14 protein-coding genes are annotated in these 13,988 nt (G+C 27.0%); 3 read left to right on the top strand and 11 right to left on the bottom strand.

The genetic code is table 11. From position 1 onward, the window contains the following. Positions 1-81 precede the first annotated feature (81 nt). A complete protein-coding gene (locus I0K12_RS12900; protein WP_231372759.1) occupies positions 82-633 on the top strand; it encodes a DUF4377 domain-containing protein in 552 nt (183 codons plus the stop codon). Between the two features lie 101 nt (positions 634-734). On the opposite strand, the gene I0K12_RS12895 is transcribed toward I0K12_RS12900, so the two are convergent. The 8 genes from I0K12_RS12895 to I0K12_RS12860 all read right to left on the bottom strand — a co-directional run bounded on the left by I0K12_RS12895 (position 735) and on the right by I0K12_RS12860 (position 7,318). Then, a complete protein-coding gene (locus tag I0K12_RS12895) occupies positions 735-1,178 on the bottom strand; it encodes a hypothetical protein (RefSeq protein ID WP_196888534.1) in 444 nt (147 codons plus the stop codon). Then, positions 1,179-2,621, bottom strand: coding sequence for a hypothetical protein (locus tag I0K12_RS12890; RefSeq protein WP_196888533.1), 1,443 nt, complete (start codon positions 2,619-2,621; stop codon positions 1,179-1,181). Positions 2,622-2,643: 22 nt separating this feature from the next. Further along, the gene (locus tag I0K12_RS12885; RefSeq protein WP_196888532.1) at positions 2,644-3,201 is read right to left on the bottom strand and encodes a hypothetical protein; all 558 of its coding nucleotides are present in this window, start codon (positions 3,199-3,201) and stop codon (positions 2,644-2,646) included. A gap of 136 nt (positions 3,202-3,337) precedes the next feature. After that, a complete protein-coding gene (locus I0K12_RS12880) occupies positions 3,338-3,997 on the bottom strand; it encodes an NAD(P)H-binding protein (protein WP_196888531.1) in 660 nt (219 codons plus the stop codon). A gap of 3 nt (positions 3,998-4,000) precedes the next feature. Continuing rightward, positions 4,001-4,903: an oxidoreductase gene (locus tag I0K12_RS12875; protein WP_196888530.1), complete on the bottom strand. Its 903-nt coding sequence runs from the start codon at positions 4,901-4,903 to the stop codon at positions 4,001-4,003. A gap of 65 nt (positions 4,904-4,968) precedes the next feature. After that, positions 4,969-5,523, bottom strand: a complete 555-nt coding sequence (locus I0K12_RS12870; RefSeq protein ID WP_196888529.1) for a Crp/Fnr family transcriptional regulator — start codon at positions 5,521-5,523, stop codon at positions 4,969-4,971. 109 nt (positions 5,524-5,632) lie between these two features. Next, positions 5,633-6,154, bottom strand: a complete 522-nt coding sequence (locus I0K12_RS12865) for a hypothetical protein (RefSeq protein ID WP_196888528.1) — start codon at positions 6,152-6,154, stop codon at positions 5,633-5,635. Between the two features lie 84 nt (positions 6,155-6,238). Continuing rightward, positions 6,239-7,318: a DUF2459 domain-containing protein gene (locus tag I0K12_RS12860; protein WP_196888527.1), complete on the bottom strand. Its 1,080-nt coding sequence runs from the start codon at positions 7,316-7,318 to the stop codon at positions 6,239-6,241. Between the two features lie 130 nt (positions 7,319-7,448). Here I0K12_RS12860 and I0K12_RS12855 point away from each other — a divergent pair, with 130 nt between their 5' ends. After that, positions 7,449-10,166, top strand: a complete 2,718-nt coding sequence (locus I0K12_RS12855) for a gliding motility-associated C-terminal domain-containing protein (RefSeq protein WP_196888526.1) — start codon at positions 7,449-7,451, stop codon at positions 10,164-10,166. Positions 10,167-10,237: 71 nt separating this feature from the next. Next, on the top strand, positions 10,238-10,612 hold the full coding sequence (locus I0K12_RS12850) for a hypothetical protein (protein ID WP_196888525.1): 375 nt from the start codon (positions 10,238-10,240) through the stop codon (positions 10,610-10,612). Positions 10,613-10,777: 165 nt separating this feature from the next. On the opposite strand, the gene I0K12_RS12845 is transcribed toward I0K12_RS12850, so the two are convergent. The 3 genes from I0K12_RS12845 to I0K12_RS12835 form a co-directional block, all read right to left on the bottom strand. Continuing rightward, complete coding sequence (locus I0K12_RS12845) at positions 10,778-11,494, bottom strand: DUF3307 domain-containing protein (RefSeq protein ID WP_196888524.1); 717 nt, start codon at positions 11,492-11,494, stop codon at positions 10,778-10,780. After that, a complete protein-coding gene (locus tag I0K12_RS12840; protein ID WP_196888523.1) occupies positions 11,491-12,093 on the bottom strand; it encodes a SatD family protein in 603 nt (200 codons plus the stop codon). The genes I0K12_RS12845 and I0K12_RS12840 overlap by 4 nt, the downstream gene beginning before the upstream one ends. A 117-nt stretch (positions 12,094-12,210) precedes the next feature. Further along, on the bottom strand, positions 12,211-13,857 hold the full coding sequence (locus tag I0K12_RS12835) for a DUF748 domain-containing protein (RefSeq protein ID WP_196888522.1): 1,647 nt from the start codon (positions 13,855-13,857) through the stop codon (positions 12,211-12,213). Positions 13,858-13,988: the final 131 nt, after the last annotated feature.

Raw genomic sequence — 13,988 nt, 5'->3', positions numbered from 1 at the left:
CATTTTTTATATTAAAAGTCTATTTTTGCTAAAATTGCTAATTATAAAGAATTACTATTATTTTAACTTAAATTTTATACTATGAAAAAGCACTTATTAATTTTAATGATTATCGGAATTTTATTTTCTTGTTCTAAAGATGATGATAATAATCAAGACAATGCCCAAACTATTGACATGAGAATTAATCATTATCAAAACACGGGAATTAGCGAAGGTTTATCTTTGACATTATTAGTTCAAGAAGATGACAAAATAGGCTCTGATAATTGGACAAAATTTTATAATTCCATTGATGGGTTTGATTATCAATCAGGATTTATTTACAATCTTAAAGTAAAAGTTCAACAAGTTGAAAACCCACCTCAAGATGGTAGCTCCTTAAAATATTCATTATTAGAAGTAAAATCAACTCAAGAGGTGAATAATGAAACTTCATTTGATATTGATTTAAAAATAAATGGAGAAAGTTTTATTACAACAACTTCAGGATACGAAATTCTAAATCAGATTAAAATTGACTGTAATGATTTATGTGATGAATTGGAAACTAAACTACAAGAACAAGATTTTTTAGTTGGAACTTTTAATCGACTTCAAGATGGTCAAATCAATTTAATAGAGCTTAAATAAAAACCTCAATATTAAACTATTAACTTATAGAAATTCTATTATTTAGATTTGAAATACACGATTTTATAAAGAAAAAAGACTAACTTCAGTGTTAGTCTTTTTTAATTCCAATAAATTGTTTGATTAAATTCGATTGCGATTTTTAGCATTTCTTCAAATTGTTTTAATCTTGTTATATATTTTTCTTCATTTTGAAGTTTTATAAATTCTTTCAATTCTAAAAGAACTTTCTCTTTATTATAATCAAAATTTGCATAGCTATTATCATTTGGAAAAAATAAAATTAAGTTTTGAAATCTTGTAGAATAATTCTCTTCCAAATACTTTCTCCAATAAATTATGGATTGAGCTTTTGAACCTAAATAAGCATATTGATTATGTTCACAAAATTTCCAATTATCATAATGTTTTTCATAATCTGTCCATTCGTATTCATGTTTTAAATACCAAATTCCTTCAACAAATTCTAATTTATCTTTAAAGTCAGGAAAATCCATCTTACCATCTTGATAGCAGTTACAACTAATATGTATATCAAAACTCATTTACTTTTTGATTTTAATTTTAAAACTCTCTTGTATTTTAATTATCTCACCTTTAGTCTTAACAAAATCTTCATCTTTTAAAATCTCATCAAAAGTATGTGTATGATATTCATTAGAAAAAATCTCACAACATTGTTTCAAAACTTCTAAACAAATACTTTTATTTCCTAATAATAAATTTGTTTTTGCCAAACCATAAAAAGGACTCGTGTAAAAATCTTTACCTAAAATTTTACTTTCTTCATACAGCTTTTTACATTCTAAAAGAGTTTCTGTATTTGAATAGTTTTCAAAATATTTGGCATATTCCATCAAAAAATTTGCATGATGAATACTCAATTGAAAATCATTTATTTCATTTTGTGCTTTTTTATAAATTGTCTTTCCTTGAAGAAATAAATCTTGAGCTTTTTCTGTCTCTTTATTCTTTAAATGTATAAAAGCTATATTTTTTAAAACTTCACTAGCATAATAAGGATTTGTCCAAGTTTTCGGATTTACAATAATTGCTTTTTGATAATAATTTAATGCTAAAGCAAAAAAATCAAAATCCAATTCATGCTTTGCAATTTTATGAAAGAGATGTCCAATTGCTGTTAGAAAATGTTCATCTTTACTTTTTAAATTCGTGATATACTTTGAAATTTCTTTTACTTCTCTCCAAATTAAAGTAACATCTTCTTCAGTTATTCTACAAGTTTCTTCACTTGGATAATTAATCCATTCTGTGATTCTTAAAAGTGTTTCTGCCCAATGAAAATAAATTGAAGGATTGTCTTCTGAAAATTGAATCATTACTTTTTTAAACTCAACTTGATATTCTTTAAAATAAGTTTGATAATTTTCAAATTTTAAACCTAAAAAACTGTATTGTCTATCCAAAAAAGAATGAATTGCCATTCCGTTAAAAGCAAAGAAACCTCCTTGATTTTCTTCCTTTCTTTCTAAACAAATAGCTTCTAAAAGTAATTGTTTTATTTTATCCAAATTTTCTCTAGAAAAATCATTTTTAAGTTGACATTGAACAAAAATATTATCTGCAATATCATTTAAAGTTGTGACACTTTCAGGATTTTCATCTAAATATTGATTTAAATAATCCAGACAAAGTTGATTGTATTTCAACTTCTCTTTTTTGTCCTCTGAAACACTCGAAAGCATTTCAAAAACATGTGCTTTATAATAGAAATATTGTTCAAAATCTGGAGATAGAATTTTTATATTTTCAACAGTTTGGAGTAAATCTAAAATCCATTCTAGATTATTAAATTTACCACACATATAGTCATAATGACTTTGACAAAACTCAGAATCAAAAGTGTCAATTAAAATTTCTTTTTCTTCATCAAGATTATTTTCCTGAATCAATAAAAATAAATCATCTATTGTTGGAACTTTTTCATCGTAAGTATATTTTTCAATTAAATCTTGTAGGGTTTTCATTTCTAATTTTAATTCAAATTTATTACATAATATTTAGCTGTAAAGAAATTAAATGATTTTGTGTTTGTAGTTTACTATGTTTTATTAAATCAAAATTCCAACCATAATATAAAGTCAAAGTTCCAAATGCTGATAAACCTATTTTAGGCATTAAACGAAATTGATGAGAATCATCTGAAAAAAGAAAATCTGCTCCAATTTGCCCAGAAAAAAGAAAAAAATGATTTTCATAGGATAATTTAGTACCAAATACATTTTCCCCATCAACTCTAAGGTATTCTAAACCAGCTCCAATATTTTGATATCTTGTTACCATTGCTCCAAAACCTTCTTCTGTATAAGGATAGGATGTAATAAAAAATGTTGCTTCAGTTTCTAAATTATCATTTTTCCCTCCAGAGAATCTAATACCTTTTCTTTTATTCCAAAAATCATTTAAAAATCTATTTTTCTTAGATTTTGATTTTTGATTATTTGATTCATCTGAAAGAATAATTACATCATCACCTTCAAAAGTTTGAGCAAAAAGAAAAAAGGGTAAAAACAAAAAAACTAACTGAATATTCTTTTTAAAATTCATAGCAATCATTTTAAAATTAATAATTTATCAAATATAGTTTTTTATTCATGCATAACAAATAAAAAAACGGAATGAAAAATCTAAAAAGATAATTTCAATTCCGCTATGCATATAAAGAGTATAGTATCAAAAGATATTAAACAGTTAACAATTCATTTCTACTTAGAATAATCAATTCTTTTTCTTTATTCTGAATTTTATGATACAATTTCCAAAGAATTTCAGCTATTTTCTCTCCCTTTATAGATTTTAATTTTCGTAATGGAGGAATTATTAAACCAAGAAAATCAAAAACTTTACTTGCAGCTCCCTCCCATTTTCGCTCTATTTCTCGTTTTCCAACAATTCCATTTGGTCTTAAAATAATTGTTTGTTCAAAATCTAATTCTCTTACAGAAACTTCCAAATCTGCTTTCATTTTTCTGTAATAATTCGAAGAAGTCACATCTTGATAAGGAGATGAAACCAAAGCATAAGTTTTTATACCATTTTGTTTTGCACTTTTCGCCGCATAGTATTGATAAGTATAATCTACTTTGATTTGGTTTGCTTTCGATCCTGCTTGTTTTCTTGTAGTCCCCAAACACGAGAAAAGAACATCTCCTTTTATATTTTTCACATAATCTTGATAATTATCAAAATCAATCTGTATTTCTTTTACTTTCGGGTGTTCAAATTTTGTTTTTCTTCGAACGATCAAACGTAACTCCACACAATTTTCATCGGCAATCAATTTTTTCACTAAAAAACTTCCTACCAAACCTGTCGCACCAATAACAACTGCTCTAAATTCCATAACTTAAAACTTTACATTTGTTACTTCTTCCGAAACTTTCCAAAGTCTTTCTGCTACAGCATCATCAAAAACCATCGGTTTGATTTTTACTAATTTCGGATAACCAAACATTCCAAATCTTGGTCCATAAAACTCCATTCCTTTTACTTCTGGATCTGTTGCTGCTCTCAAAGCTGGCAAAGCTCCTTTATAAACTGGTTGTGCTAATATTTTAGTTAACTTACCTCCTATTCCTATTGTTTGTTGTCTTTCCGTAGCAGATAATCCTGGGTGAGCTGCAACTGAAATAGCTGAAATATTTTCTTTTTCAAATTTCAATTGTAAACTTCGCATGAAAATCATGTTGGCAAGCTTACTATCTCCATAGGATTTCACACGATCATAAGGACGTTTATCCCAATTTAAATCATCAAAATCAATAACTCCCCAACGATAACCACCGCTACTCATCGTAACAACACGAGCATTTTTTGTTTTTTTAATCAAAGGAAACAACCTTCCTGTAAGTGCAAAATGCCCATAATGATTTGTAGTCATATGCATTTCTAAACCAGAAGCTGTTGTTCCTTTTTCAATCAAGTTTACAACCCCAGCATTATTGATTAAAATATCTAAAGTATCGTATTTAGCTTTGTATTCCTTTGCAAAGTTTTCAATCGAATTGAAATCTGTCAAATCCATAGGAATTACATCCAGTTTAGCATCCGAATTTTGTAATTCTTTCTGAATTCTCTCCACAGCATTCCATCCTTTTTCCTTACTTCTACAAGCAATCACAACATTAGCTCCTTTTTTGGCTAATTCTAAACTCATCTGAAAACCTAATCCTGCATTTCCACCAGTAATAATGACATTTTTACCTTTTTGACTAGGCATTTTCGTAGTATCCCAATTTTTATTTTGCATCGTGAATTATTTTTTGGCAAAGTTCTACATTAAGTTACTACTAATTCTGAAACTAATTTCAGAAATCAGATTTTATGCTTCAATTTACTCAACCATTGCGGAGTAATTCCAAGGAAATCTGCAACATATTTCGATGGTACATTTTGCAGAATTTGTGGGAAATGATCTTTTAAATAAATCAACATTTCCTCACTTGTTAAATTTGTAAGTAAAGTTCTTATTGTATTTTTTTGAAGTAAAGATTTTAAACCAAAATCATAAATAAATTTTCCTCCTTCTGATTCTTCTAAATATTTATCAAAATCTGCTTTATCAATTTCAATTACAGAAGTATTTGTAAAAGTTCTCAATTGATAAATTGATTGATTTCCATAATAAAAAGAATCTGCAATTGTAGCTAAAGGATGAAATGTTGGAATAAAAAAATTGATTGCTTTTTCTTTTCCAGTTTTCGGATGAATAAAAAGTAAAATCATTCCTCCTTCTAAAATCAAATATAGTTTATTGACTTTTTCTCCATTATTTATCAAAACCTCATGACTTTTTAATTGTCTTGGAGTTCCAATCTGTTTCAGTTCTTCAATGATTTCCTTTGGAAATTCGTGTTTAAATTCTTTCATCCTTTTAAATTAAGTAAATGTTTTCAAAAGTAGAGTATTGAAAATAAAAAAACCAGAAACATTATTGTTTCTGGCTTATTAGAATAAACAAAGTATATTAGATGTAAGTTTATTTTAATTCAATTTCATAATATTCAACTTGTGATAGAGGAGTTCTTTTATCAAAAATGAAATCAAAATATTCCGCATCATCTTCTTTCATATTTACAGGCATGGTTTTTCTTCCCATTTCTTTCTCCATGTTATCAAAAGCTTTCAACTTTACTTTACCATTAAAATCTTTATTCGCAATAAGATAAACTACAATTTTTGAAGTATCTTTTTCTACATTCATTGCCGTTCTTCCAATTTCAAAAACTTTAGAAAATGTCGAATCCGATTTCACATTTACTCGGGCTAAACTTTTATCAAAACCTGAACTTGTTCCTTTGATAACTTCTCCTAATCCTTCACTTGCCGATTCTGCAGCTTCTTTCCCATCGCTCTTCAGAGCATCTCCTGCTCCTTTAATTAATTTCGATTTGATAGAGACAATAGAATTTCCTTCTTTCTCTGCTTTTTCTTTCTTTTCTTCTAAACTTAAACATGAACCTAAAGAACATGCAAAAATTATTACTAATAGCTTTTTCATTATTTATAATTTTATAAATCAAATATAAAGCATTGAAAAATTGAAAACTGATACGCCTCTAACTAAAACTTATACTATTTTAACTTAAAAGAAATGTTGTGAATTTTTAAGATAAAGAACATCCTCTCCAAAACCTTTAGAAATTTCCCATTTGAATATTTTTGAGTAATATTCAACATAAAAATAAAATGAATTAGGATATTGTTTCAATATATCTGAAGTTTTCCTCATTTCGAACTTTTCCAAAATAGTCTGAATTTTAAGACTATCATTTTTTCTTAAAGTAAATGGATTTTCTATACCCTTTTCAGTTTCTTCTATGTTTCGGATTTTAAAACCTAATAATTGGCTAACTGCTATTTGACAATCATCATAATAGGAAAAAGAAAAGTCAAGGAAAGAATCTTTTTTTCGTTTTTGATAAATACAATAACCATCATCGAATATTATTCCTTCAAATCCTTTTTTTAAGATAGGTTCTCGTCTAATATTTTCATTTGGAAATCTCGGATCCCAACTTATAATTGTTTCTTGCGAATACAAATCCATCAAACGAAAACTATACGGTGTCCAAAAACAATGTTTTAAATCCGAATATTTGAAAGCAGAGTTTACCCAAGAATTACAAGTTTTAAAACAAGAATAACTTCCATTTGCTTTATAAAACTGATCATCATAACTATAACCTTTTCCTTTCAATAGAACTTTTTCACTATTTTCTCTTTGAAATGAATTTTCTAAATAGGTATTCATTTTTTTCAATTGCGCATCCGAAATTTCAATTTTAACCCAATCTGATTCTTGTCTATAAAATTCTGTAAGATGCATCAAAGTTTCACTTTTATAAAAAAGAGCTTTCATCGCATTTTTGAAAGTCAAATCTTCCCAAGATGGCGTGTTTAAATAGAAATCTTTATCTCCCCAACCAAATGCAATAAATTTAGAATTATTTGAAAAATGCAAACCATCTCTTAAATTTGGACTCATTTCAGAAACTGGCAAAACAATATCTAAATGCACACCATTTGTTGTAAGAAAAATATACTTCTCTTTTGATTCTTCTTGTTGAGGATTTATAGTTATATATGTTGAAATAATTGAAATTAAACCATAAAGTATTGGAATTAGAATTATTCCTAAAAGGATTCTTTTTATAATTTTCATAGTTTTTTCACTTTATTTAACACAAGATTGTATGCTATTTTTCGCAAAATACAATATTCATCAAATATTTTTTATTAAAATTTATAATTTTCATTACATTTAGTCCTAAACATCTATAAAACATTTATTAATGAAAATTAAAATTACATCTCTCTTTTTACTCTATTTTATTTTCACTGTTTCCGTTTTTGCTCAAAAAGAATCTAGTATCTGGTTTTTTGGAGAAAATGCTGGACTAGATTTTAATACAAACCCGCCAACCCCTATTGTTGGAGAAATGGAAACTCTTGAAGGTTGTACTTCCATTTGTACTCCTGAAGGTGATTTACTTTTTTATTCTGATGGAATTGATGTTTGGAATAAAAATCATGAATCTATGTTTCCCATAGATACTCCTATCGAGGACAAACTTGGAGGTGAAAATTCTAGTACTAGCTCAGGGATGGTGGTTCCTTATCCGAATGATGATACCAAATATTTTATTTTCACAGTGCATACAGATGATACCGATTTTGAAGAAATTTCAACTGGATTGAAATATTCTACAATTGACATGACTTTAAACGCTGGTTTAGGCGGTGTTGTTGAGTCTGAAAAAAATATTCAATTGTTAAATAAGTGCTCTGAAAAATTGACAGCAACTAAAACTTCAGATGGAACAGGGTTTTGGTTATTGACACATTATGAAAATAAGTTTTATGCATATAAAGTTACTTCTAGTGGCGTAAATGAAACTCCAATTACTTCGGAAGTTGGTCCTGATATAGAATTAATTTTAGCTCCTCTAGATAACACAACAATAAATTATGATGATGTTGCTGTAACAAATATGCGAGGATATATGAAATTTAATCTTCAAGGAACTAAGTTAATTTCTGCTTTTTATTCTAACAATAAAATAGAAGATTTTCCTGCGTTATCAAATGATTATAACAATATTAATCCTCCTAGAATAGCTGCTGAAATCAAAAAAGGATTGCTTTATTTATTTGATTTTGATAAAGAAACCGGCATTGTTTCCAATCCGCTGAGTTTATTAAGTGATGATGATCAAGGATCTCCTTATGGAGTGGAGTTTTCGCCAAATGGAAATTATGCTTATGCACAAATTGATTATTATACAGAATTCGAGAATAATAATGGTGAAGCTGTTAGTTTTTATTCTGAGTTAGGAGTTATTTCTCAATTCGATTTAAACGCAAATGACATTCCTGCTTCCAAAATAAATATTTATGAAAAAACCTACAATGACGACCTTTCTTTACAAACTTTTGAAAGGAGATCTAGAGGTTCCTTACAAATTGCTATCGATGGAAAAATATATCATACAACTGTAACTGATTCCTATAAAAACCTTTCGTTTATCGAGTTTCCAAATGAACCTGGTTTGGCAGCAAATTATATAGAAGAAGGTTTAGCTTTAAATTCTAGTGTAAAAACCAGATGGGGTCTACCTGTTTTTATTCAATCTATTTTTGAGCCAACAATAAAAGCTCAATTCTTTTGTTTGGGAGATGAAACTCATTTTTATATTGACAATGAAGATGTAGATTCTGTAGTTTGGAATTTTGGAGATCCAGATTCTGGTACGAATAATATTTCTACGGATTTAGAAACTACTCATATTTACTCTGATACTGGAACTTTTACTGTTACAGCTGAGGTTGGTATTGGAATTCAAAACTTTTCTGTTTCTATAGAAGTAACAATTTTAGATTCACCAATTCTAGATGATTTACCAAATTTAGAGTCTTGTAGAAATAATGAGGATGTCGCAGTTTTTGATTTTAGTGAAGTTTCAGATTTTATTTTAAATTCAAACGAGCAAATTACGAATATTCAATATTATACTTCTTTAGAAGATTTAGAAAATCAAGAAAACGAAATTGAAAATATTGATAATTATACTACAAGTGAAAATCAAACAATTTATGTTTTTGTAGAAAATGTCTCTCTTTGTAATTCTACTGGAACATTTGAATTAATTATAATTGAAAATGATTTTAGTCCAGATATCGAAGATCTTTTTGTTTGTAAACCTTTAGATGATTTAGCCAAATTTGATTTAGAAGTTGTATACAATCAAATTTTAGAAACTTTTACTTCTGAAACTGTAATTATTAGTTTTTATGAAACAGAAAATGATCTAGAAAACGATGAAAACCAAATTCAGATTACGGATAATTATTCCATTGAAGAAAATTCGAAAACTATTTATGTCAAAATTTTAAAAGGTGAAGAACAGTGTAAAGACACAACAAGTTTTACATTAAATGTTTATGCTAAAATTATTTTGCCAAAAGATAATATTGAACAATGTGAAACTTCTTATCAAATTTCGGAATTTGATTTGGAAGCTTTCAAAAATTCTTATTTAGAAGAAGTTGATAATGAAAATATCGAACTTACTTTTTATACTTCTGAAGAAGATTTATTAAATAATTTAAATCCAATTAATCTTTCAGAAGTTTATATTAATGAATCAAATCCTGAAATTTTATATATCAAAATTTTCAATTCTGAAACAAATTGCGAAACAAAGACAACATTAGAGTTAATTGTAAAAGAATGTGAAATTCCGGATATTGAAGTTCCAAATTCTTTTAACTCAAACTCTAGTGAAGGTTTTGAAATTGAAGATTTAAAAAATTATTTCCCTGATTTTAAACTCTATATTTATAATCGATATGGAACTTTGGTTTATGAAGGAGATAAAAACACTGAAAACTGGGATGGAACTGCAAAAAACTCTGATGCTCCTCTCCCATCTGGAACTTATTATTATGTTTTAGAATTAAATAGAAATAATATGGAACCAAGAAATGGTTGGATTTTCTTGAGTAAATAAAACTAAAAAAGGTAACATGTTTTGTGTTACCTTTTTTTTAAAATTCTAATTTATCTTTTAAAAAATCACCTATGAAATGGAAATTTTTATTCTGGATTCTTTTTCCTTTTTTATTTATAATTGGAATCAATGAATACTTTCGTTTTAGTAATAATTATTCTTTTTCTGAAACTAAATTAAACAGTTCTAAAAAATTAAAAAATCAATGTTCTTGGGCTTGTCATCATAATACGGATCATTGTAAAGAAAATCATGTTACTCTACTCAAAGATTATTTTCAATTTACAGACCCTCTATATTTTGGAACAATCAAAACTTTGAAGTCTTCTGGTAATTATCGTTTTGCAAATCTTTTTCTATTCGTGATTCTATTCCCAGCACTATTTATTTTTTTATTTTATAAGATTTTAAACCTAAAAAAGAAAATCAAAGAATGGAAAAAATAGTTCAATTTCTATATAATTATTGTACTGATTTCATCATCAATATCTCCAATTTATTAGGGATTTCATACTATGAAACTAACTTTTTTATTTTCTGTGTTATTTTCCCTGTTCTACTTCTAAGTCTTTTCTTTTATTATTTATTTTTAAAAAGAAAGCTTCGAAAACTTAACTAATATATTTTTCTACAAACTGATATAATAAACCTACAGAAATAGCCAAACCAAAACTCAATAAAGTTCCAATCAAAATATATTCTGTCAATTTTCTATCTCTTGCTTGTGATAAATCTCCAAAACGAAAAACAGATTTAGCAGTAATTAAAAATCCAATTGCAGTCCAATGATTTGTGATGATAAAACAAAAAACAAACAATCTTTCTAACATTCCTATATATTTCCCTGCATCTTCTAAAGAGCCATTTTCCTCCATTGTTTCAGGGCGCCATTTTGAGATAATCACTTTCATTACAATCGAAGCAACAGTTGTTACCAATAAAACAGCAACCAGTAACAATAACAATTTTGGACTCTCAAAAACTTCTTCCAAGAATTTGACTTTTTCATAAAGCGTAACTACGTAAATAATTGCCAATAAATGCAGCAATTGATCCACAAAAAAGAAAATTCTATTATTCTTCTTCTCTACAAAATAGATTTTAAACAAATCAAAAATATAGTGAGATGCTACAATCACCAACATTCCTAACCAATATTTAAAATCAAACTTTAAAAGAAGTAGCAAAAACAGCGCATGAACACCAATATGATAATATAAATATTTCGATTTTATCTTTTTCTCCTCTTTATCTTTCACCCAGCTTGTAGGTTGTAACAAAAAATCTCCAACCAAATGAGCTAGAAGCAATTTTATCAATAATATCATTTTCTATTTAATTTTTCTTTAAACATTTTTTCAATTTTCATAATCTCGTCAAAACACGATCTTTTCAAAGTTTCACTAATCGTACTTTGCGTTTTCTCTAATTTTTCAGCTAGTTGACTTTGTGTATAATCTGGAAAATCTAAAATCGTTTTTACTAAAGTCGCTTCTCGAACAGACCAAAAATCCATTTTTAGCAAACCAAGTTCTAAATACAAATTCATTTCTTCATCGAATATTGTATTATTGGTTTTAATCAGAATGGTTTTCTTCTTCAAATCTTCAAATGCTTCGCCAGAGAAAATAAAAACTTCTCCATTCGCTTGTGAAACTTTGGAAGATTGAAAAGAAATATTCCCTATTCCAATTCCCATTCGTACATCAATTCCTTTGATTTGTTTTAAAGCTGCTTTTAAATAAATCGCAATTTTCAAGACTTCTTCTGAATTTTCAACTAATAACTGAAAACTGTCGCCACGGAATATTTCCCAATTTGCGTACTCTTCTCCATAATTTTGCAAAGCTTCTTTCAAAACTTTCAACCAAATCTCAGGAGAATTGTTTCTAGAATTAATAATATCCCCAGTAATTACACTTACCATATTTTCATTCTTTTTGATGTGAATGTACTACTTTTTTTTTACAGGGTAAAATTACAATAAATAAGTTTTATCGTATTTTTAACCGATATTGAAAAATATCGAATAAAATACCGATAATTATTTTTCTTTTTTACCTAACACAAAAAAAGTATGACGAATACCTGATTCGGAAGTTTTCCAAAGAAAATTCCCTAAGCCTTTGTAAGGAACTCTTTCGAAAGATACAGGTACAACTTTCGTATGTCCTTTTTTATTTGGATTGCTTTTCTTTACTAAAATGTTTCCAAAAAAGGACTTGAATTTATTCTCTTTTCCATTTTTATGTTTTTGAAAGATAAAATCTGCATCATGATATAATAGGATCATTTCCCCTGAAGATTCTGTGGTATTTGCAGTAGCTTTCATGTTTACTTTTAACAGTTCTCCTTTTAAAAAAGAATAATTTGTTGCAGGATGTAAGGCTTTATTAAAATCTGTCAAAGGAGCTTTTGACATAGAAGCTGTAATTTCAAAATTTGGATTAAAATATGGCATTTTTAGTTCTAAATCTAAATTGGAACTTCCCATAAACTTCCCTTTAAAAGATAATTCTAAAGGTGCTTTTTTTCTAAAAAAACTAGTAGCAATATTTTTTAATTCGATATTTCCTTCCTTAAAAGTAACTTTCAAGTTTTCATCCGAATGTTTCAATTTTTCTTCATAATCCAAACTAACATTTTCAATATGAATTTTATCAATCATAATTGGTGTATTTACAGTATTTAAAAACTGATTTGGAAATATCGGTCTTTTATCATAATTCCAAGGTTTTGTTTTATTTTTTAAAATTTTAGCATCCAAATCTGAAATAGAAATAGATTCTAAAAGAACTTCATCGTCTTTAAAAAATGTAAATAAATCAAAGTTTGTAGAAGCCATTTTTTTAATATCTACAGAAAAAACATCTTCTGTATATTTATAAGTTTCTGTTAGTTTTAGTAGTGTTTTTTTATCTGGTGCAAAATTAAGTTCTTTTAAGTGCAATGCTTTTTCATGCAAATCGTAATGTAAATCTTTTATAAAAAACTTATATCTTTTGTCAAATGTAATCAAGCAAAAATCTTTTAAAGTAAAAGTTGAATTTTCTGTTTGAAACTCTAATTTTCCTTTAGCATTTTTTTTGAAAACAATGGAATTAACCGAAGTATCATACATCTCCAACTCCATCTCAGATTTCTGTTTATTATTTATATTTTCAAAAGTTATCTGCGGTTTATAAAGTTGAATTTTATCCAAAATCAAACCATTGACTCCTTTTATCTCAAACATCAAATTCTGTATATGTTCTTTGTGCGCAAATCGTTTTACATCATCATAATGAATAATTCGAACTTTTGATTCAATCAATTTCAACTGGTTCGAATGAATGATTTTATCTTTCATATAAGAAATTACACCAAAACCTTCGATTTCTACTTTTGGCAGAAAAACTTTATAAGCAACAGATTTATTCAGTTTTCCATTTTCCATCAAAGAAAGATATTTCTCATCTGGACTTATCTCTATTTTTTTTAGAACAATTGTTTGTCTTAATAAACTAAAATTAATTTTATCAATCTTGATTTTATAGCTTGAAGTTTTATTGAATTCCTCTACTTTTTTTTGTGTAATATCTCGCAATTCATTTTCCAAAAAAACACTAAAAACATAACTCGAAAAAAGAAATATTAAAAATAAAATGGATAAGACTTTAAACAGATTTAAAAAGAATTTTGATGAAGACATATGAAAAGATTTTGAATTGACTCTCTTTAAAGTTAAGCATTTAAATACAAATGATTTTTTATTTAGCTAAAAATGTAGGTTTCTTCTATCTTTTTGGTTTTATTTTTTAACAAAGTCTAGTATCTTAGCTT

Source organism: Aureivirga sp. CE67 (assembly GCF_015767245.1).
Taxonomy (GTDB): Bacteria; Bacteroidota; Bacteroidia; order Flavobacteriales; family Flavobacteriaceae; genus Aureivirga.
Note: the sequence above shows the minus strand (reverse complement) of the source record. Positions and strands in the feature narration are given on the sequence as shown.

What these genes read in the sequence shown, in the direction of transcription:
- I0K12_RS12900 (WP_231372759.1), top strand. Translation starts at nt 82, where the DNA reads ATGAAAAAGCACTTATTAATTTTAATGATTATCGGAATTTTATTTTCT.
- I0K12_RS12895 (WP_196888534.1), bottom strand. Translation starts at nt 1,178, where the DNA reads ATGAGTTTTGATATACATATTAGTTGTAACTGCTATCAAGATGGTAAG.
- I0K12_RS12890 (WP_196888533.1), bottom strand. Translation starts at nt 2,621, where the DNA reads ATGAAAACCCTACAAGATTTAATTGAAAAATATACTTACGATGAAAAA.
- I0K12_RS12885 (WP_196888532.1), bottom strand. Translation starts at nt 3,201, where the DNA reads ATGAATTTTAAAAAGAATATTCAGTTAGTTTTTTTGTTTTTACCCTTT.
- I0K12_RS12880 (WP_196888531.1), bottom strand. Translation starts at nt 3,997, where the DNA reads ATGGAATTTAGAGCAGTTGTTATTGGTGCGACAGGTTTGGTAGGAAGT.
- I0K12_RS12875 (WP_196888530.1), bottom strand. Translation starts at nt 4,903, where the DNA reads ATGCAAAATAAAAATTGGGATACTACGAAAATGCCTAGTCAAAAAGGT.
- I0K12_RS12870 (WP_196888529.1), bottom strand. Translation starts at nt 5,523, where the DNA reads ATGAAAGAATTTAAACACGAATTTCCAAAGGAAATCATTGAAGAACTG.
- I0K12_RS12865 (WP_196888528.1), bottom strand. Translation starts at nt 6,154, where the DNA reads ATGAAAAAGCTATTAGTAATAATTTTTGCATGTTCTTTAGGTTCATGT.
- I0K12_RS12860 (WP_196888527.1), bottom strand. Translation starts at nt 7,318, where the DNA reads ATGAAAATTATAAAAAGAATCCTTTTAGGAATAATTCTAATTCCAATA.
- I0K12_RS12855 (WP_196888526.1), top strand. Translation starts at nt 7,449, where the DNA reads ATGAAAATTAAAATTACATCTCTCTTTTTACTCTATTTTATTTTCACT.
- I0K12_RS12850 (WP_196888525.1), top strand. Translation starts at nt 10,238, where the DNA reads ATGAAATGGAAATTTTTATTCTGGATTCTTTTTCCTTTTTTATTTATA.
- I0K12_RS12845 (WP_196888524.1), bottom strand. Translation starts at nt 11,494, where the DNA reads ATGATATTATTGATAAAATTGCTTCTAGCTCATTTGGTTGGAGATTTT.
- I0K12_RS12840 (WP_196888523.1), bottom strand. Translation starts at nt 12,093, where the DNA reads ATGGTAAGTGTAATTACTGGGGATATTATTAATTCTAGAAACAATTCT.
- I0K12_RS12835 (WP_196888522.1), bottom strand. Translation starts at nt 13,857, where the DNA reads ATGTCTTCATCAAAATTCTTTTTAAATCTGTTTAAAGTCTTATCCATT.